At 42.5% G+C, this 19,804-nt stretch carries 20 protein-coding genes; 6 read left to right on the top strand and 14 right to left on the bottom strand.

Translation table 11 applies throughout. The annotated features are described in order from the left end of the window. Positions 1-49 precede the first annotated feature (49 nt). Positions 50-673 carry a thioredoxin family protein gene (locus tag P2A85_RS11235; RefSeq protein ID WP_377479790.1) on the bottom strand — a complete coding sequence of 208 codons (624 nt, stop codon included), beginning with the start codon at positions 671-673 and terminating at the stop codon, positions 50-52. Between the two features lie 178 nt (positions 674-851). Here P2A85_RS11235 and P2A85_RS11230 point away from each other — a divergent pair, with 178 nt between their 5' ends. Both P2A85_RS11230 and P2A85_RS11225 read left to right on the top strand, forming a co-directional pair. Continuing rightward, the gene (locus P2A85_RS11230; RefSeq protein ID WP_340521243.1) at positions 852-1,256 is read left to right on the top strand and encodes an NIL domain-containing protein; all 405 of its coding nucleotides are present in this window, start codon (positions 852-854) and stop codon (positions 1,254-1,256) included. A 56-nt stretch (positions 1,257-1,312) separates the two neighbouring features. Then, the gene (locus tag P2A85_RS11225) at positions 1,313-1,852 is read left to right on the top strand and encodes a hypothetical protein (RefSeq protein WP_377479786.1); all 540 of its coding nucleotides are present in this window, start codon (positions 1,313-1,315) and stop codon (positions 1,850-1,852) included. A 450-nt stretch (positions 1,853-2,302) separates the two neighbouring features. On the opposite strand, the gene P2A85_RS11220 is transcribed toward P2A85_RS11225, so the two are convergent. The 10 genes from P2A85_RS11220 to P2A85_RS11175 form a co-directional block, all read right to left on the bottom strand. Next, positions 2,303-2,716 (bottom strand): RNA-guided endonuclease InsQ/TnpB family protein, encoded by a 414-nt coding sequence (locus P2A85_RS11220; protein ID WP_377481431.1) that lies wholly within the window; start codon positions 2,714-2,716, stop codon positions 2,303-2,305. Positions 2,717-2,756: 40 nt separating this feature from the next. Further along, entirely contained in the window at positions 2,757-3,047 is a 291-nt protein-coding gene (locus P2A85_RS11215) for a transposase (protein WP_371118915.1), read from the bottom strand. A gap of 23 nt (positions 3,048-3,070) precedes the next feature. Beyond that, positions 3,071-3,622 carry a shikimate kinase gene (locus P2A85_RS11210; protein ID WP_377479783.1) on the bottom strand — a complete coding sequence of 184 codons (552 nt, stop codon included), beginning with the start codon at positions 3,620-3,622 and terminating at the stop codon, positions 3,071-3,073. A 22-nt stretch (positions 3,623-3,644) separates the two neighbouring features. Next, positions 3,645-4,529 carry a lipopolysaccharide assembly LapA domain-containing protein gene (locus P2A85_RS11205; protein WP_377479780.1) on the bottom strand — a complete coding sequence of 295 codons (885 nt, stop codon included), beginning with the start codon at positions 4,527-4,529 and terminating at the stop codon, positions 3,645-3,647. 147 nt (positions 4,530-4,676) lie between these two features. Further along, positions 4,677-5,306, bottom strand: a complete 630-nt coding sequence (locus tag P2A85_RS11200) for a flavin prenyltransferase UbiX (protein ID WP_377479777.1) — start codon at positions 5,304-5,306, stop codon at positions 4,677-4,679. A gap of 205 nt (positions 5,307-5,511) precedes the next feature. Next, positions 5,512-5,784, bottom strand: a complete 273-nt coding sequence (locus P2A85_RS11195; protein WP_377479774.1) for a hypothetical protein — start codon at positions 5,782-5,784, stop codon at positions 5,512-5,514. An 85-nt stretch (positions 5,785-5,869) separates the two neighbouring features. Beyond that, positions 5,870-6,982 carry a glycosyltransferase family 39 protein gene (locus P2A85_RS11190; protein WP_377479771.1) on the bottom strand — a complete coding sequence of 371 codons (1,113 nt, stop codon included), beginning with the start codon at positions 6,980-6,982 and terminating at the stop codon, positions 5,870-5,872. Between the two features lie 79 nt (positions 6,983-7,061). Continuing rightward, a complete protein-coding gene (locus P2A85_RS11185; protein WP_377479768.1) occupies positions 7,062-8,456 on the bottom strand; it encodes an ArnT family glycosyltransferase in 1,395 nt (464 codons plus the stop codon). Between the two features lie 128 nt (positions 8,457-8,584). Next, positions 8,585-9,118 carry a hypothetical protein gene (locus P2A85_RS11180; RefSeq protein WP_377479765.1) on the bottom strand — a complete coding sequence of 178 codons (534 nt, stop codon included), beginning with the start codon at positions 9,116-9,118 and terminating at the stop codon, positions 8,585-8,587. A 71-nt stretch (positions 9,119-9,189) separates the two neighbouring features. Continuing rightward, the gene (locus P2A85_RS11175) at positions 9,190-10,089 is read right to left on the bottom strand and encodes an FAD-dependent oxidoreductase (RefSeq protein WP_377479762.1); all 900 of its coding nucleotides are present in this window, start codon (positions 10,087-10,089) and stop codon (positions 9,190-9,192) included. A gap of 291 nt (positions 10,090-10,380) precedes the next feature. Here P2A85_RS11175 and gatA point away from each other — a divergent pair, with 291 nt between their 5' ends. Both gatA and P2A85_RS11165 read left to right on the top strand, forming a co-directional pair. Beyond that, positions 10,381-11,841, top strand: a complete 1,461-nt coding sequence (gatA, locus tag P2A85_RS11170) for an Asp-tRNA(Asn)/Glu-tRNA(Gln) amidotransferase subunit GatA (RefSeq protein WP_377479759.1) — start codon at positions 10,381-10,383, stop codon at positions 11,839-11,841. Positions 11,842-11,964: 123 nt separating this feature from the next. Continuing rightward, positions 11,965-12,987, top strand: coding sequence for an alpha/beta hydrolase (locus P2A85_RS11165; protein ID WP_377479755.1), 1,023 nt, complete (start codon positions 11,965-11,967; stop codon positions 12,985-12,987). 88 nt (positions 12,988-13,075) lie between these two features. Here P2A85_RS11165 and P2A85_RS11160 read toward each other — a convergent pair whose 3' ends face one another. Together P2A85_RS11160 and P2A85_RS11155 are read right to left on the bottom strand one after the other, a co-directional pair. After that, the gene (locus tag P2A85_RS11160) at positions 13,076-13,792 is read right to left on the bottom strand and encodes a pentapeptide repeat-containing protein (RefSeq protein WP_377479752.1); all 717 of its coding nucleotides are present in this window, start codon (positions 13,790-13,792) and stop codon (positions 13,076-13,078) included. A gap of 189 nt (positions 13,793-13,981) precedes the next feature. Continuing rightward, a complete protein-coding gene (locus P2A85_RS11155) occupies positions 13,982-14,212 on the bottom strand; it encodes a hypothetical protein (protein ID WP_371116280.1) in 231 nt (76 codons plus the stop codon). Here P2A85_RS11155 and P2A85_RS11150 point away from each other — a divergent pair. Together P2A85_RS11150 and P2A85_RS11145 are read left to right on the top strand one after the other, a co-directional pair. Continuing rightward, positions 14,199-14,852, top strand: coding sequence for an ATP-binding protein (locus tag P2A85_RS11150; protein ID WP_377479749.1), 654 nt, complete (start codon positions 14,199-14,201; stop codon positions 14,850-14,852). The genes P2A85_RS11155 and P2A85_RS11150 overlap by 14 nt on opposite strands. Positions 14,853-15,167: 315 nt before the next feature. Beyond that, the gene (locus P2A85_RS11145) at positions 15,168-15,467 is read left to right on the top strand and encodes a DUF3593 domain-containing protein (protein ID WP_341739960.1); all 300 of its coding nucleotides are present in this window, start codon (positions 15,168-15,170) and stop codon (positions 15,465-15,467) included. Between the two features lie 257 nt (positions 15,468-15,724). On the opposite strand, the gene P2A85_RS11140 is transcribed toward P2A85_RS11145, so the two are convergent. Beyond that, complete coding sequence (locus P2A85_RS11140; RefSeq protein ID WP_377479746.1) at positions 15,725-19,567, bottom strand: DNA polymerase III subunit alpha; 3,843 nt, start codon at positions 19,565-19,567, stop codon at positions 15,725-15,727. Between the last annotated feature and the right edge of the window lie 237 nt (positions 19,568-19,804).

Below are 19,804 nucleotides of genomic sequence, written 5' to 3'. Positions count from 1 at the left end.
GTCGCTATTTTTCCGATTTTTTTGAGATCGAATACCAAGCGATCGCACTTTAAACCCCAGGATTTATTGACTGTACTTGACTGCCGTGGGCGCGGGGGTCTGAACTGCTTGTTTTCCTTGGTCCTGTGGCGGGAGTAAAATTAGAAACTTGACCTACTGATTGAGCGTGGGGCAACTCTTTCCCTGCAATTAAAGCTTCTAAATTAGCTTCCATAATGCTGCGGGGCGCTTCCCCGATCGTTTGAGCAACGGCGCTACCTTTATTGTTTAAATAAACGAAGTGGGGGATGCCATCTACTCGATATTTGGTAATTTCTGGTAGCCATTTGTCATTGTCCACATTCAGCATCACAAAATTTAGCGGTTCTGCATATTTTTGTTTAATTTCGCTCAAATCCTTGGCCATTGCCTGACAGCTACCGCACCAATTAGCATAAAATTCCATGAGTGTGGGCTTGCCATTGGTTAAAGCTGTTTCTATTGGTGCGGAGGCTTTTGCCATTTCGGTGAGACTACTTGATGGGGTTTGGGTGCGTAGTCCCAAAAATATGGATACCGCCAGGGCGATCGCTGCTAACACGATTAATAAGTTTCTGAGCCGCGAGGCTGCTGAATTTGTTTCCGAATTTTTGGTTGCCTCGACAGCACTTGAGTTTGGCGAATTGGGACTCATAAAATTGATTGCAATCTTAATTCTAGGTTTTTATTTTAAATAACCGTCTTTGATTATACCATATTTTGAGACAATAAGCTATCTGCCATCAATAATTTGGCTGGTGTCACAGCCTAGGCAAAGTAAGCTAAAACATAAGAGCAGAAAAATTGCTTGTAAATTACCGAGGATTAAAGGCGTGAAAAAACGGGTAACGCTGACGTTTCCGCAACGATCGATCCAAACGCCTGTCACCTATAGACTGGCAAAGGATTTTAATGTAGCAGCCAATATTATCCGGGCCCAGGTGGCTCCGAATCAAGTGGGCAAACTGGTGCTAGAGTTAGCAGGGGACATAGACCAACTAGAAGCGGCGATCGACTGGCTGCGATCGCAAAATATTGGAGTTTCCCTCGCCAGCCGGGAAATACTCATCGATGAAGATGTCTGCGTTCACTGTGGCTTGTGTACGGGAGTTTGCCCCACAGAAGCCTTGACCCTGAACCCAGAAAGCTTTAAACTAACTTTTGTTCGATCGCGCTGTATAGTGTGCGAACAGTGCATCCCTACCTGTCCGGTGCAAGCTATTTCTACTAACCTGTAGGCGGCCTAAACACTAATTATTTATTGGATCAACAAACAACCTCTGATACCTGGAGATTGCCTACCAAAATCCTGCTGAACAAAATCAACAAATTCTCTCCCCTATTGCCCGCCATCTCCCCCTTCACCGAGCGTCCCCAAACTGTTGAGCAGATGAGAAAAAACTCTTGGCCTTCCCTCACCCTACTTTTTATTAGCTATTTTTGTTTGGGCTGGAAATTATCGGAATTTGATGTTCCTCCCCATATTGTTTGGTTTTTAACTGTAGCTGTTAGTTTAATCCTATCGATCGCCTTGTCGTTCCCATTGAGGAACACAAAAACCTTCATTATGCGGTGGCTATCGACAGATGTGGGTGCTTTTCTTTCTATTATTGTCTGCTCTTTTTTAGCAGTGATAGTTGTGACTTGGCTGCACCTTTTTACTACTTGTTTAGTATTGACATCAGCCGGAGCTTTGGCAAGACTGGATATTCAAATATCGGGATTCAAGAGATGGCGGTCTTTTTTGATGTTAGCTACTATTTCTCTGACTGGTTTGGGTTTGGGAGGAACCCTAGAGTTTTTATCAAAAAGTGGCAGACTTGTATTGTTTTAGTTTGGCATGGGCACGGAAAGAAGCAAGAAGTCACCTAACAACGGATTGCTTTTGCCTTTCAATTTGCAATAAAAAAGCAGCTTGAAGGAGCTGCTAGTCAGAATTGCATGAGGTATTGTTTTCAGAATAAGGCAGCTTAAATTCGATCGATGCTGGGTTACATTTTTTGATACAAGAGATTTTGTCAGTGCATGGACGATTATAAAATCGTCACACAGGCAAATAGGGTTGAGCATAAATTTCCCGACAATTAAAGAAGCGTTTAACTGTCCTTGCGCCCTACAGCCCGATCGGGGTGTGGGGCCATTTTATTTTTTGGCACAACTCAATGATTCTGGACAGACATCCCTGTCGCCTTTGTATCTAGCTGCTATACAAATACTAGACAAGTCTAGACACTTGCTTCTTGCTTCATCGGGAGCATGGGAGCGGCTATCCCTCAGCAAGCTTTCACGGTTTAGCCAACCGCGATACACCAGTTACTCCACTTGGGGACACCCTAAGACCGCACTGGCTTAAATTAATTGCTGCGTTCAAATCTCTGTCCATCGCATGACCGCAACTTCCACAGTTGTAAGTCCTTTCTTTTAGTGGCATATCTTGGATATGTCCACAACTTGAACAGGTTTTGGTTGACGGAAACCAACGGTCAGCAATGATTATTTCACAACCAAACTTTTTAGCCTTGTATTCTAACTGACGTTTGAATTCATGGAATCCACAGTCAGCTATTACTTGTGCTAGTTTGTGATTCTTTAGCATCCCACTGACCTTCAAATCTTCTACTACTATCCTTGCGTGGTTTTTGCATAAGTAATATCGTTTCCGGCTGCATCGGAATGATTTAACCTTACTAGAACGCAGAGAACACAGAGGGAGATAAGAGAGATGAATAATTCCGATGTTACCGGATTTGATATAAGTAGTGATTTGATGCAGAGTATTTTTTCGCTCGGTTTGCTATTTTTGCATGATGTTTCCCTAGCTGGACTTTAGCTTTTTGTCTATTTCCAGAACCTTTTACCTTTCTCGCCAGAACTCTTGATAATCTCTTGAGTTTTGCCTGATGCGATTTGTAGTGTTTTGGGTTGGGAAATACTACGCCCGTTGAAAGGGTAGCTAACTCTTTTACTCCCAAATCAACTCCTACAACTTCATGACTTTTGATGGTCGGTTCATGATTTTGTTCATACATAGACGGCGCTAACACCGTGTCAATTAATTAATATCATTTCGGATTTTTGATTTAAGAACTTTTTGGATTTGCTCGATCGCCCTAGCAGCAACAACTTCCGGCGTTTCCCTAATATTAGCGCTGACTCGGACATCTGCTTGAGCATAGAAACGCTCTCGCTGCTGCCACAAGGTTTCCAGCTTGGATTTGATCTCCCCATCCCGCAGTAGGGGGCGAGTGGTGTCTTCTCGCAGCCGATCGCACAATTGATCTACAGGCACATCCAACCAAACCACTATACCGTGGTGCAGGAAACTCCAGTTAGTCAATCGCAAAATAGTGCCACCACCAGTAGCAACGACTAAATTAGTATAAGCCGACAATTGACCGAGCACTTGAGTTTCTAATTCCCGAAACGCTTCCTCTCCTTGATTCGCAAAAATATCTGCGATCGACTCATTAGCAACTTGAGCAATTACGGCATCACTATCAAAAAAACGGTAGTTTAATTCCCTCGCCAAAATCCGCCCCACGGTTGTTTTCCCCACGCCCATCATCCCGACGAGATAGAGATTAACTCCTCGCAACAAATCCACAATCAAATCCTCCGATAGTGTGCTATTTTTTCAGGTTAATCGGGCCACCACTGGGGCGATCGCCCTCCAACTCATCATCCTCATCCAATCCCCAATCCTCCTCATCTTCTGTATTATTTGGAGCTACTTCCCCATCAGCTATGTCAGGAATCGGCGTCCCTTGGGGAGGAGGAATCACCCGATAGTCGGCATCGTAGACAGACTCTGTTTGTCCAACCCCAGATTTGCTCGGATCGCGATAGCCATAGGAGTAGACAGAGCCTGACCAGGACTGGCTTTTCGGCTCCTGTTTAGCTTCGTAATCCCTTGGATTTGCCTCTAAAACCTCATTTACAGGCGGTCGATCGACAATTTCGCGATCGTCCCCCCAATCATCATCACCCTGTTGAGAGCCAATTTTAGAGGGTTCAGAAACCCAATCGTCCTCATCATCGGCTGCCGCAGAAGTTCCAGCTTGAGCAGAAGTTGTAGCATTACCAGAGTTTGGGGGCCTAACATCCTGCTGGAAAGTCTGAGCATTATAAGCAGTGGGCGTACCATACTCAGTTTGGTATCCAGAAGTAGGCTGAGTTTCCCGATTACCCCTAGGGCGATCGGGGTTAATTTCCTGTTTTCTGGGAGCAGGAGACGGTGAGTAAGGTGTCCTCCGATCCTGAGCAAAAGTATTGCGAGGGGGACTGTTGCGACTGGTGCGGCCTCGCATTTGAGATAGGTAATTTGAGAAAGCGAGCAAGCCAGAAATCAACAAAGAAGTGACAACTCCTGTGCCGATACTGAATAATATCCAGATGGATAGTGGCACAGCGGGCGATCGCATTCCCAAAAACACCAGCGACACCGGATCAACATTTTGTAGAGCAAAAATAGTCAGCCCCACCACAATTACTAGCAAAAATACAGCACGCATAATAATATTGGGAATTGGGAATTGGGAATTGGGAATTGGGAATTGGGAATTGGGAATTGGGAATTGGGAATTGGGAATTAATCTGCCAATTAACCAATAACAACTAACCAATAACTAATGACTAATGACTACTGACTAATGACTTCTTTAATCTTCCTTCCAACGTTTGAGAGGAACACAATCAATACCCAACTGATCTAAAGTACGAGCCACCACAAAATCTACCAAATCTTCAATAGTTTGCGGATTGTGATACCAAGCAGGAATCGCTGGCACAATTCTAGCTCCAGCTTCCGCCAAAGTAGTCAAATTCCGCAGGTGAATCAAACTAAAAGGCGTTTCCCTGGGTACGAGTACCAATTTTCGCCCTTCCTTGAGTTGAACATCGGCCGCTCTTTCGAGCAAATCCGAACTCAAGCCAGCAGCCAATTTCCCTAATGTACTCATGCTACAGGGAATAATTATCATCCCTTGAGTGCGAAAGGAGCCACTAGCAATATTAGCACCGACATCTTGCCACGGATGACAGCGGAGTTTGCCCATTGTGGGGACTCCCGCTTTTTCCCGCCAGAATTCCTCTTGAAGCGTTGGTTCTGCGGGCATTCGGATGTTCTGTTCGCTTTGCCAAACCATGTAAGTAGATTTAGATGCTACAAGTTCCACAGCGCGATCGGCTTCCAAGAGATATTTGAGAGTTCGCACCGCGTAAATCAGTCCCGATGCACCAGTAACTCCTAGGATTAGAGGCTTAGCGGGGACTGAAACAGAATTAGTCATGGGCAACGATCCAGCAATAAGCTCACTAATTATAGCGCGATCGAATTACCCCAACATTGCCGACTTGATATTAATTATCTACGTCTTCCTTCTTCCTTCTCTTTTCTTCATTCTCTTTTCTTCCTTCGCGTCCTTCGCGTCTTCGCGGTTCGTTCAATAATACTAATTCTGCGAGCCCGAAAGCACTAAAATCACCAATATCGCCTTACTCCTGAATATTTTTTGGCTTAATTTTATCTACAATCAGCCACAAGCCATATCCAGCCAGCAGACAGATTATTGGCATAATGGCAAGGCGAAACCTATGGCTGCCAACTATCCCACCTGATACAGTCAGGAAGTAGACAGCGACGCTGACAAGGGTAATCATATCAATTCCGGTTGTATCGGAATGATTTAACCGCGAAGGCGCGAAGGACACGAAGGAAGAGAAGAGAGAGAGTTTAATAATTCCGGTGAAGAGAGGATTTGGTATCATTGACAGATTATTCAGGAATCTCTTTGATAGTAATGCTGTGGCTGCACCTAAAAGATATACGCCTGATAATAATGACAGGCTTAAATTAGTCCAAAATACGATAGATCTGTATCGATCGAGATTTTGATATGAAGGAGCGATCGATCGATCGATCGAAGCGCCCCACGAATAGTGGTACATATCGGTTTGCTGGGGTCTGAACTAAAGTCATGAACATTCCTTTTAAATGGATTATTGAGTAAGTTAAAGGCTGACTCAAAATCATCTTTTTTCCTTCTTTACCCATGTAACGGTAGATTTGAGCCTGACTCCACTGCCGCTGTTCAGGATGAAGCATAAAATATTTCTCGTTTTTAGTACACCCCAATTGTTCGTGGCTATCTTCAAACTCTATTCTTTTTTCATCGGCGATTAAAGCAGATCCATTATAGCAATATAAGTTGTAATCAGAAACAGCAGCAAATCCAGAATATCCTGCTTTTACATAGTTTCTGATTTGCCAAATACCAACGCTACCCATCGCCACTACCAAAAAAATACAGGTATGAATAATGAAAATTTTCCTTACCTGCATTTTTTTTAAATTCCAGATTAGGAGGATAGCAGTTATCAGGAAAGGCAAATAATACCCGATAGGTCTGACGTAAATAGATGCTGCTAAAGTAATAGCTGCCAAAGCCAGGTGTTTTCCTGACTTATTCTTGAAGTATTCTAACAGCAGCTTCAAAAACAAAGTTAATAAAGTTGTATGTAAAGTCTCAGACATTAAAAAAGCTGATCTGAGTATTGGCAAGGGTTCAATGGCATATAGTAAAGCACATACAATGGCAATTTCATCTTTTTTAAAGAGCAGTAAAGCAATTTTGTAGATCAGATATACAGTCAAACAATCTAGAATTATTTGAATGAAAATGGTCACGTTTTCCACATTACCTACTAATAGTCCGGGAATTAGTAGTAAAGGATAGCCAGGAGTGCGAAATAGTTCTGGTTGATTATCAATGTTTAAAAACTGACCAACTTCTATTAGCTTTTTTGCAGGGATTATGAATGACAATGTATCACCTCTATTAAACATTTCTAAATTTTGGGTAATACTCAAAGCTAAAACAGGCAGTAAAACCCTCATCAATAAAGCGAGTAACAGCACTGACAAAATAGTAAAGTTAGGCATGAATTTTTGGGTATTTTTTATCATTTTTATAATCACCTATTTCCAATTGTAAAATTACGGTATACTGCCTCTTAAACATTAAAATTACCAGCTATATATCTCCTTACTCCTGAATATTTTTTGGCTTCATTTTATCTACAATCAGCCACAAGCCATATCCACCCAGCAGACAGATTATGGGCATAATAGCAAGGCGAAACCTATAGCCACCAGCAACCCCGCCGGATACAGCAAGGAAGTATGTGGCTATGCTAACCAGCGTTATCATTGCCCGATTTTTCAGGAAATTACTGGATAGTAAGGCCGCAGTCACACCTAACAGATAAACTCCTGATATTAATAACAAGCTTAAGTCAGAAAAAAAGAGTAGAGGCGAAAGGTGAAAATCACTAAATATTGCTCTCCAGCTTGTTTGACCAGTTAAAAGTTTAGAAATTTGAGAGGAAGGACTTAGAGCAGGATTACGTTGCTTAGTGAATCGTTTTAGGTACAGCCTTGCGGGTGTCTCAATCAAGGTTCTAAGAGTTCCTTCTAAATGAATAATTGACGCATCCCAAGTATTGCTCATAATCATTTTTTTCCCTTCTTTCCCCATGTAACGATAAATTTTGCTCTGACTCCATTCTTGCTGTTCGGGATGAAATTTTAAATACTTTGCGGGATTATTACATCCAAGCTGTTCAGACATCTCTTCAAATGTTATATTTTTTTGTTTAGCAATTACAGATGCACCGTTATAGCAATATAGATTGTAATCAGAAACAGCCGCAAATGCCGAATATCCCGTTTTTACATAGTTCCTGACTTGCCAAATGCCAACGCTACCCATCGCGACTATAAAGAAGACGCAAGCATGAATCATCAAAATCTTATTTTTTTGAATTTTTGTTAAGCTATCTATCAATAATATAGCAGAGATAAGGAAAGATAAATAATACCCTATAGGTCGGACATAAATAGATGCAGCCAAGGTAATTGCTGCACATAGTAAATATTTCCACGACTTTTCAGTAAAGTATTTTATCAGTAGATACATGAATAAGGTGATTAAGGCCGTAAACAGAGTTTCAGGCATCAGCAGCGTCAGCCATAGGATAGATACTGGTTCAACTGCGTACAGCAAGGCACAAAAAGTTGCAATTTTGCTTTCACCCCAAATAGCCAATGCAATTTTATATATTAGAAATATCGTGAAGCAGCTCAGCATTATTTGAATGAAGATTGCCACAAGTTCTTGATGACCTAATAAAATTCCTGGTATTAATAATAGTGGATAGCCAGGAGTGCGGAAGATTTCAGGCTGTACGCTATTTGCAAATTGACCTGACTCTATTAACTTTCTGGCTGTTATCAGGTATGATTCGGTGTCTAGAGTGTACGCTCCTGATGTGTGGTTAATAGCAAAGACCACACTTGTTAATAAGCACCTCAGTAAAAAAGCTATTGTTAGCACTCCCCTGATTGTGAAATTAAAGCCATAAATTTTTGTATTATTCATCTATTTAATTCTCATTGAAAGCAATAAATCGATCGGGCCTTACGCAAGGTAGTCAGAAACCGGGTTTTTTACCAAATCTGTGGGTGATAACGAAGTATTATCGTAAAAAACCAGGTTTCTCAGTCCCACTAAAATCTCTTCTTTGATATTCGTTGTTGCAAAAAATGTAGGATTTTTCGTCGCCTCCCAACACCAGCTAGCCTAGCGGCTGTAGTCGCAGCATCAACACTCGCTTCCTCGACATATTCACTGTCAGAATTTACCTCCCAAAGGTCATGTTTCCCTGGGTTCAACACATTCTGGGCCGCTAAAATTCCCATCAACAAACTATGGTCTTGGTTGTTATACTTAAAAGCACCGTAACGACCCACAACTTGCAAATTCTCAAATTGCTTGATATAAGTTTGAATTTCTGATAAAATGTGTTTGTAATCCCCTGCATAAATTGGGTAAGTACGGGGCAAGCGAACTACAAAACCTCCCGCAATCTTCTCATCGCGAAGCAACTGAATTTTTCTCAATTCTTGTTCGGCCAAACTCAAAAGTTCAGCTTCCGGCTGCCGCCACATCGGTTCGTCAAAATTACACCAATATTCGCAGCATAAAGGCGTTTGGTGCTGGTTCGGTAGCATCTGGGGCGACCAATTGGCAAAATTAGTCACCCTCCCGACGCTGACACTGGGCTCGTTGATATAAAGCCAGTTGTCAGGGAATAACTGGCTCCCTTCAATTATTAGATAAACGAGAATTGTGTTGCGAAACTTGAGCGATCGCGCCAATGATAAGATTTGCTTACGGGGGGGGGCAAAATCATTTGTTCTACTAATGTATTCAGCGGCACTGAGGAAATCACTGCACTACAGCCAACCGTTGACTCTACTCCGGTGTGACGATTTCTCAGAGTCAGTTGAGTGACGCGGCTGTTGTGTTCGTGCACCCGCACTACTTCTGTATTCAGGAGAATTTCCTGATTTTTTTCCAGTAGATAGTCGCTGATTTTGTCGTATAATTGCCCTGAGCCTAAACGGGGAAATTGAAATTGATCGATTAGGCTTTTAACTTTGCCATCACTACCAAAAAAAGCCGTGCGAAGTGCTTTTAGCAGGGAAAGTCCTTTAATCCGCTGGGCGGCCCATTCAGCACTAATTTCAGTGCAGGGAATCCCCCAAAGTTTTTCTGTATAAGCTTCAAAAAATATCTCAAATAAACGCTTGCCAAATTTAGCTGTTACCCATTCTGAAAAGTTTTTAGGGTGGCGGTTGGGTAACAGTTTTGCTGCTAAATAAGAAAAAAAGATGCGTATATTTTCAACTATACCGAGGGCAAATAAGACTTCTAAGGCTTTGAGGGGATAGCTAAAGTATTTGCCGTTATAGTAAATGCGGGTGAGGCGGCTGACTGTGACTTGTTCGGTGCCCAAAACTTCGTTCCAGAGTTTGAGGACGGGGGGAATTTTAGTGTAAAAGCGGTGGGGGCCGAGGTCGAGAATAAACCCTTGGTACTTGATGCTTTTAGCGAGTCCGCCAACTTGCGATTCTCGCTCAACGACGACAACTGTTTGACCTTGCTGTGTGAGGGTATAAGCGGCAGCTAGACCCGCAGGCCCAGCCCCAAGTATGTATATTGGGGGCACGTTTTGCTGTTGATGAATTTTTTATAACCAACTTTTTAGAATAGCACAGTCTGCCAATAAAATAACCCACCTATACCAATTTTTTATGAGGCTGAATGGAACTTGACTGCTGCCACCAACTGTATCTGCTGACTCCCGATCGCGCCAGGGAACCTTTCGCCACCAACATCATCCCTCGGCAACAGTATCCGCACCCACCTCAGATGCGGACTTTGCACCCGGCAGTAACCAGGTGCAATTGCCAGCTATATTGACATATAAGCCGAAAGTAGAAAAAATAAAGGTACGAGCATGGCATCCATCCGCGAGTTGCACCGACAACTGGTCAATAAAGAACGCTCTGCTGTGGAAATTACTCAAGAAGCATTAGACCGTATTACCCAGCTAGAGCCAAAATTAAAAAGCTTTCTGTGCGTGACAGCAGACCGCGCAATGGCACAGGCAGTCCAAGTGGATGCCAAAATAGCCGCCGGAGAAGAAATTGGGCTCTTGGCCGGAATCCCGATCGCCGTTAAAGACAATATGTGTACCAATGGCGTTCCCACAACCTGCGCCTCTCGGATTTTGGAGAATTTTGTCCCTCCTTACGACGCCACTGTTGTCTCGAAACTCCAAGCCGCTGGTGCGGTGATTGTGGGTAAGGCGAACATGGACGAGTTCGCAATGGGGAGTTCGACAGAAACTTCTGCTTATCAAGTTACAGCGAATCCTTGGGACTTAGAGCGGGTTCCCGGTGGTTCTTCTGGCGGTTCTGCCTCTGCGGTAGCGGCGGGAGAATGCGTTGTGAGTTTGGGTTCGGATACTGGAGGTTCGATCCGTCAACCAGCTTCTTTTTGTGGCTTGGTGGGGCTAAAACCGACCTATGGGTTGGTTTCTCGCTACGGTTTGGTGGCCTATGCTTCTTCTCTCGATCAAATCGGCCCCTTTGGCCGGACTGTTGAGGATACGGCAATTTTGTTGGGGGCGATCGCCGGTTACGATCAGAGAGATTCCACGAGTCTGAATGTGGAAATTCCTGATTATGCTCAAGCTTTGAGACCTAATTTGCGCCCGAAAGGTCAGATTAGAATCGGGGTAATTAAAGAAACTTTTGGTGTAGGGTTAGAGCCTGCGGTGAAAGAATGTGTTACTAAGGCGATCGAACTATTTCAAAAGTTGGGAGCAGAAATTCAAGTAGTTTCTTGTCCCAGGTTCCGCTATGGTTTGCCCACTTACTACATTATTGCTCCATCGGAAGCTTCGGCTAATTTGGCGAGATATGATGGAGTTAAGTACGGTTTCCGGGCTGCTGACTCTGACAATCTTTTGGATATGTATGCCAAAACTCGCTCTCAAGGGTTTGGTTCCGAGGTGAAGCGCCGAATTGCGATCGGCACTTATGTTCTCTCGGCGGGATATTACGACGCCTACTATTTAAAAGCTCAAAAAGTTCGGACTTTAATTAAAGAAGACTTTGAGAAAGCTTTTGCTCAAGTTGATGTTTTAGTCTGTCCTACAGCTCCAACTACGGCTTTTAAAGCGGGCGAAAAATTCAACGATCCCTTGAGTATGTATTTGTCAGATTTGATGACTATTCCGGTGAATCTGGCTGGTTTGCCCGCTTTGAGTTTGCCCTGTGGCTTTGATGATAAGGGACTACCGGTGGGCATACAACTGATTGGTAATGTTTTGCAAGAATCTCGCTTATTTCAAGTGGCTCACGCTTACGAGCAGTCTACCAATTGGCACTTGCATAGCCCGAAATTGCATTGATTTTTGAAATTAGGCGGAATGCTGCGGCGCAAGTTAGTAATGGATTATGGCTAATTATGTCAATTCATAATTAGCCATAATTTTTGACTAATGGCCAATTAGCCGTGCACTCTCCTATTTCCCATGAATAACTTGCTGGTCTTAATTTTGTCTAAATCTTTCATCGGTTTTGGGATATTTCTGGCGATCGCCTATTCTGGTGCTTGTGTCTATTTATTTGTAGCGCAAGGTAAGTTTATCTTTTTTCCGACGCAGGCGATCTCTTCAACTCCCAAAGATTTTCAGTTGAAATATCAAGATGTAGTGCTCCCAATTTCCAGTAAAACTGGTGGAGCAGAAAGCGTACACGGCTGGTGGATTCCCACATCCGATACCCCCCCCAGCCCCCCCTTAGCAAGGGGGGGAGTAAGAAAATCCGTTCCCCTAAACAATGACAAACCCGTCTCTCCCTCTCCTGTCCCCCCCCTTCACAAGGAAGGCTCCACTCCTGTCCCCCCCCTTTATAAGGGGGGGTTAGGGGGGGTAGTCTTATACCTGCACGGGAATGGTTTAAATGTAGGGGCCAACGTGGAACACGCTAATCGATTTCATCGGTTAGGTATGTCCGTATTCCTCATAGATTATCGCGGTTATGGAAAAAGCCAGGGCGAGTTTCCGACAGAATCTCAGGTTTATGAAGATGCTCAACTCGCTATGGATTATTTAGTGAAACAACGGGGAATTAACCCTAAGCAAATTTATATTTATGGTCATTCTTTGGGAGGGGCGATCGCGATCGATTTAGCAGTGCGAAACCCCGAAGCCGCCGGGTTAATAGTGGAAGGCTCTTTTACTTCGGCACGGGAAATGGTAGACTTTCAGTCTGGAGTGTATCGGATATTTCCCATTGATTTATTGCTGAGACAGCGGTTTGATTCTATTGCTAAAGTCGATCGCCTGGAAATGCCTGTACTATTTATTCACGGAACCGCTGATACTGTAGTTCCCGTTGCAATGAGCAAAAAACTGTTCGATGCAGCCCCTCAACCCAAACAGTTGTACATAGTTCCAGATGCCGGTCACAATAATTTAGCAGACTTTGCTGGTGCTGAATATCTCGAAAAAATCAGCAATTTTTTTCAACAGGGAAACACGATTAAACATTAAATAGTAAACAGAATAATCCAGATACCCGAAATATTAAAAAAAGTCGGGCATCTAACTGCGATCGCCTAATTCTTGAATTTGAAAAGATTCAAAGGGCTGGACAGTAATTGCAGTAATTATTCATCTTGATTGATTCAGATTCCCCTTTCTTAGTTGGACAACCTCGCTGAGATGTTTTTTTGTTGGGCATCCGGGCACCGCATAAATTGGCATCTTTGAGATTGGATTTAATCAATCTAGCATCGCTGAGGTTCGCATTTCTGAGATCTACACCAGTGAGATTTGCACCAGTTAAATCCGCTTCTGTCAGATCTGCACCGCTGAGATTTGCACCAGTTAAATCCGCATTCCTGAGATCTGTCCCACTTAGTTGAGATGCACTCAAATTCGTACATTTTAAATTAGTAAACTGAAGAGAAGCCTCTCTGAGAGAACTCTCGCTGAGGTTAGCATTTTCTAAGTTCGCTCCCCTGATGTCAGCCCTGCTGATGTTAGCTTTGCTGATGTCAGCGTTGCTCAAAAAGGCATTTCTCATGTTGGCGTTGTTTAAATTAGCTTCCCTTAAATCAGCCCCGGTTAAATCGGCATCAATCAGGTCTGCCCTGCTCAGGATAGCACCGCTTAAATCAACTCCAAACAGGTCTGCACGGTTCAAGGAAGCTCCAAATAGGTCGCATCCTGGACATCCTCTGGTTTCTAACAGTCGCTGGACTAGGGACAAATTTTGAGCTGGTAAGGGAACTGCTGCGAAAAATGGTAGCAGCACTATTGCTGCTGTCAGAATAGTCCGTTGGATTTGGGTCATAGCAAATATTACTTACGTAGTTCGGGTGAAAGTTCCGGTAACAGTAGGGGTTTGAGGGTGGGCTAGAATATCTGAGCCATCAGCAGTCTCAGCAATCAAAGGGTTCTCCATGTAGGGGTTACACCCCCTAGAACAAACGAATTTAGAGTACAAAGGAGGAATATTTATACTCTGTTAAGTTTTGTTTTACTACGGAGGGTAATGGTCTGCGTACAGGTGTTGAGTAACTAAGCCAATTGGCTTAGAGTCTTTAGACATATTGCTGATGCCTTGGCTTCTAGAAAAAAGATAGCATTCTTGTGTAATCGCCGAAATAATACTGAGTACGAAAGTATAAAAAAGTACGGCTAGTAAACGGCGGGTGTGCAAATTGATTAAAGCTAACACTTTCAGACGAGGAGAACAAATGTCTACTAGCATAGATGAACTGGCAGAAGGCGGCCGAGGTATTAAACTCATGTGGCAGATTGCAGACCAGGTAAGTTACACCCGCACTTTCGATGGTCGCAATTGTTTGTTACTGAGTAAAAGTTACGAAACACAAGGCCCCGTTCGACACGAAAAAATTCAAAAAGCCAGTGCTTTAGATGGGTTAGTAAATTTTTTAAATCGGTGGGATTGGCTGGATGCAAAACAACAGGAAGAAGTATTAGATGATATTCCCGTTAGAGCACTTAACCTGCAAGTAAATACTGATTTAAATGATGTAACTAAAGTTTTCGAGTTGTTTGAGCAATTGCAGGATTTATCGTTTCCTAGTGAGAGTTGGTACGCGCTTCAGCTAGCAGTGGTTGAAGGTTTCACTAATGCAGTTCGTCACGCTCACAAAAATCTGCCCGTTGAAACTCCTATTCAACTGGAAGTTAGGGTTTTTCACGGACGCTTGGAGTTCTTAATTTGGGATTGCGGAGTGTATTTTGATTTGGATGCTAAAATCACAGAATTCATTCTGGAAGATAGAAAACTCTGCTTAAATCTAGATGATTTTAGCCATACTTCCTTGATTCCTCCTAGCAAAAAAAACACTTTTGTCAACTCTCAGTTTCTGATTGCTGGATAGAGATGTTATACATGGCAATCAAGAGACTGCGTTCTTTGAAATTATTCTTGAATAAAAACGGTGCTTAGGGGAATATTTATCGGTTTTGTCTGTGGGTTTTGTCTGTAGATGGGAGAAGGAGGAAGGAGTTTTACATACTGCCTTCGTGTTGTGAGTTTTGGTAATATCTACGGTGCTTGGGTGAGTCTGTAGAGTTTCGAGGGAAAGTGGTGCATCTTTCAAATTAAATATTAAAATTTTAAAATTGTTGTCAATAATCTTAAAATTTTGATTTATGATAGTATCTGGTCAATCACGAATTACTAACGATCGCTAATGATTGCTAAAGAAAATTTATTTGTTTTGTCTCTGTTTCCATACTTGGGATTTCTCTGGTTTTTGACTAAATCGGGAAAAACACCACGTTTAGCTCTGATGGGGTTTTATGGTACTCTCGTGTTTGTGGGTGTGACGATTCCCGCGGCAATTTATGCAAAAGTTGCTTATAACGAATCCCTAGCAAATGTTGACTGGCTTCACGGTTCAGCGGAATTATTTTTAACAATTGCGAATATTTTAGTAGTTTTAGGATTTAGGGAAGCGGTGATTAAAGCCAAAGAATCTTCACCGGAATAGTTTCTGGGTGCATCTCAATTTGGCAAATATATTCGTAGGGGCGAAGTATGACCGCAGACAATTTATTAGTGATAACCAGAGATTTACAGCGGTCATGCTTCGCCTATGCAAAATCGGGATGCTCCCTAGTTTCTCAAGAGTGAAGGGATTTATCGGTGGGAGTAACAAAAAGCCAAAAGGCACAATGCAGAAAAACAAAGTGTTTTAGTCTTTTTTATTTCACTTTTGAGGATGTGGATTTACTATTTCTGCTATCTCTAAAAGGGATGGATTGCGGTTGGTGATGATTGAGTGAGATAGTTCAGATAACGAGAAATGCGATCGGGTTCTGTACCCAGTAAACGACTAGCCCAAGAGTGTAAATTTAGTCGATCGCGCATTTCTCGAAATACGAGAACATCCCCATGATTATTCAGGGGAAAAATGCGAGCATCAAATCCCGCAGACTTAAGACGGCTAACAGTTTCTTCGCCATCTTGCACCCACAATTGAGGGCTAATGCGAAGGGGTTGACAGGAATATTCACCTACCACAATTCCCCCCACCGAAACGCTACCATCTTGTCCTCGATTGGAAAGTTCTTGCAAAATAGCTTTGAGAGAATTCAGTTTTTTGGTATCTTTTATTTGCTGGGGTGTCAAGTTAATAATCACAATTTGTAAAACTGCTACAGGTTTTGGTACTTGTACCCTGTTGAGTGGTTCGGTTTCCCAAGTTTTTGGCTCTTCTACTTCTAAGGGATTTGTTTCTTCTCCAGTCTCTACTGCTGTTAATGGTTTAGCACCGTCTACAATTATCTGAATTTCCTCCCCATCTTTCTCAATTTTTCCACTAATCACTAACACAGCATTTTCTGTAATATGGGAGCCAATCTGTTCGTAAGTTTTGGGAAATACCACAGCTTTGACTTGACTTGTTAAATCTTCTAATTGCAAAATTGCCATTTTCTCACCTTTTTTAGTAACTACGGGTTTGATAGCACTAATCATGGCAATAACTGATACTTTTCCCTTCTTTTCTGCTAGTTCTTGGAGAGTAACGACATCGGGTTCTTGGTTTACTAAGAGCAAAATTTTCAGGGGATGTTCTGATACATAAAATCCGAGCAATTCTTTTTCAAATCGCAACTTTTCTTGTGGATCAAAATCTTTGACTATTTTAGATTTTGGCGCAGACTCATACTTATTCGCAGACTTCCCAAAGTTCATCCCACCTAACAAGTCAAATAGATTACCTTGACCGCTTTCTCGGTCTTTTTTACGGTCTTGGGCCCATTTAATTACCCCTTCCATGTCGTTGATTAATTGCTGGCGGTTATTCTCAATTTTGTCAAAGGCTCCGCATTGAATTAATGCTTCCAAGGCGCGGCGGTTGACAGCATGAAGATTGACGCGATCGCACAAATCGGGTAAAGATTTAAAATCCCCCCCTTCCTTTCGCGCAGCTAAAATATTTTCAATTGCACCCTCACCCACATTTTTGACCGCCGAAATCCCAAACAAAATTTTATCTTTTGCAGGTGGTTTCATCTTGAGCGGTGTAAACGTCAGTTCAGAACTATTGATATCCGGCGGCTCTACCTCGATACCCAGCTTGAGACAATTAGCGATATATCTCTGTACTTTATCCTGGTCGCCACTGTTAGCAGTCAGCAGTGCAGCCATATATTCTACAGGAAAATTTGCCTTTAAATAAGCAGTTTGATAAGTGATGTAGGCATAGGCCATTGAATGGGATTTATTAAAGCAATATTCCGCGAAATTAAGCATTTGATCGAACAATTCTTCGGCAATTTTTTGAGGGACACCATTTTTAGTTGCCCCATCAATAAATGTTTCCTTTTGCTTCTGCATTTCCTCTGCTTTTTTCTTCCCCATGGCGCGACGCAGCAAGTCAGCTTGACCCAAAGAATATCCGGCTAAATCTTGAGCCATCCGCATAATTTGCTCTTGGAAACAAAGGGTTCCGTAAGTCTCTTTTAAAATTGGTTCTAACAGTGGATGGTCGTATTTAACGACCTCTCTGCCGTGTTTGCGATCGATAAATTGTGGAATCAAACCAGCATCCAGGGGGCCGGGACGGTAAAGTGCAAGAATAGAAGAAATATCATCCAGACAAGAAGGTTTAATTTTTTTTACTACATCCAGCATCCCAGAAGATTCTAACTGAAAAATACCTTCTAAATCTCCTTTTTCTAAGAGTTTATAAGTTTTTGCTACATCACCGGGTAACTTGTTGTTTCTAGTAAATGTCTCTTGAGCTCTGCGTTCTATATCAGAAGGTAAGCCTTCGGCATCGATGGTTATATCTTGCGTTTGCTTAACATAATCAACGGTTTTTTGGAGCGTTGTTAAATTTTTCAGTCCCAAAAAGTCCATTTTTAGTAACCCCAAAAATTCCAAATCTTCCATGAAATATTGGGTAATCACAGCACCTTCGTTATTCTTTTGCAGCGGTACAATTTCATCTAGGGGCTGGGAAGAAATCACCACACCGGCGGCGTGAACGCCATAGGTTTTGTTGGTTCCTTCTATGCGAATTGCCATATCAATCCACTGACGGACTGGGACTTCGGTGCCTGTTTCTGCATTGATGCAAATTGTATTTTCGTAGTTGTCTCTAAATTCCTGTGCAGGTGTTTCACCGGAAATCATCACTTTGAGTTTTTCCGGTTTTCCTCGCGACACAGGAATCATTTTTGCCATTTCGTCTGCTTTTTTGTAGGGGATGCCCAAAACTCTGGCAACATCTTTCAAGACAGCTTTTGATGTCATTCTATTAAAGGTGATAATTTGCGCTACGCGGTCTTCTCCGTATTTGTCGGTCACGTATTTAATCATGTCATCCCGTCTTTCGATGCAGAAATCGCTATCAATATCTGGCATAGATTTGCGTTCGGGATTGAGAAATCGCTCGAATAGTAATCCGTGGTGTACGGGGTCTATATTGGTAATTTTGAGGACGTAGGCAACTAGAGAACCTGCGGCAGAACCGCGTCCTGGTCCGACGGGAATATTGTTATCTCTGGCGTATTTGATGTAGTCCCAAACTACTAAAAAGTATTCAGAAAATCCCATTTGCTGAATCATTTTGAGTTCGTATTCTAGTCTTTGTTTGTAGACGGGAGGTATTTCATTTTTGGTGCGGGATTTGAGGCGTTCTAATAGTCCTTGCCAGGATATTTCTTCTACATAGGTATCGGCGGTATGTTCTGGGGGAATTGGAATGGTGGGAATCCGAGCTTCTCCTGTTAAGTCATATCTTGATACTTTGTTTGCTACTTCTAGCGTGTTTGCGATCGCCTCTTGGATGGTTTCAGCATCCAAATGGTCTTGAAATAGTTGCGCCATCTCGTCTGCGGACTTCAAATACTCTGTGCCGCTGTAGCGCATTCGCTTTTCTTCTTCAATTAGTTTATTGGTGTTAATACACAACAAAGCATCGTGAGCTTCTACGTCGTTGCAAGAAATATAGTGAGAATCATTTGTTGCGACTATTTTAATGTTTAGTTCGCGAGCAATTTTGAGAATTTCTACATTCACAAGTCGGTCTTCTTGGGAACCGTGGTCTTGTATTTCTAAGTAGTAATCTTCGCCAAATACTTCTTGATACCATTTGGCGACTTCGCGGGCGACATCTAGCTTTCCTTGCATAATCATTTGGGGAACTTCTCCACCCAAACAAGCGCTGGTAACAATTAAGCCTTCGGAGTATTGTTTGAGTAGTTCTTTGTTGATGCAGGGGCGGGCAAAAATTCCTCTTTCTGGCATTCCCTTTAAATGGGAAATTGTAGTTAATTTAACTAAGTTTTTATAACCTTGGGTGTTTTTAGCTAAAACAACTTGATGGTATTTTCTTCTACCTCGAACTTTGACTTCGATGTCGCCGTTGACAACGTACATTTCGTTGCCAATAATGGGTTTAATATTTTTATTGCGACAAACTTTAATCAGTTCGATCGCGCCATACATGACTCCGTGATCCGTAAGGGCGATCGCGGGCATCCCCAATTCCACCGCCCGCTCTGCTAGCTGCTGTAGCTGAGATGCCCCGTCTAGCAGGCTGTAATCGCTGTGGATGTGCAAACCAACGAAAGACATAGGGATTTAAGATATGAGATCTGAGATTTTAGATTGTACACCATGGGGGTAGAGAAAGATAAAATAAAAAGATTTGGGAGTCGAAATAATGATGTCACCGATTTAATTAATTTTAAGTAAACAATAACGGTGAAATATCATCATTAGACAGATCCCATAACTATTGTGGAACAGGCTCTATGCCTGTTCAAGACAGGCTTTTTGGGAGATGTAATAATAGGTGAATGGGGGATTTTT

Source organism: Microcoleus anatoxicus, assembly GCF_042465725.1.
In the GTDB taxonomy this organism is placed as follows: Bacteria; Cyanobacteriota; Cyanobacteriia; order Cyanobacteriales; family Microcoleaceae; genus Microcoleus; species Microcoleus anatoxicus.
This window is presented reverse-complemented; position numbering and strand designations above follow the sequence as displayed.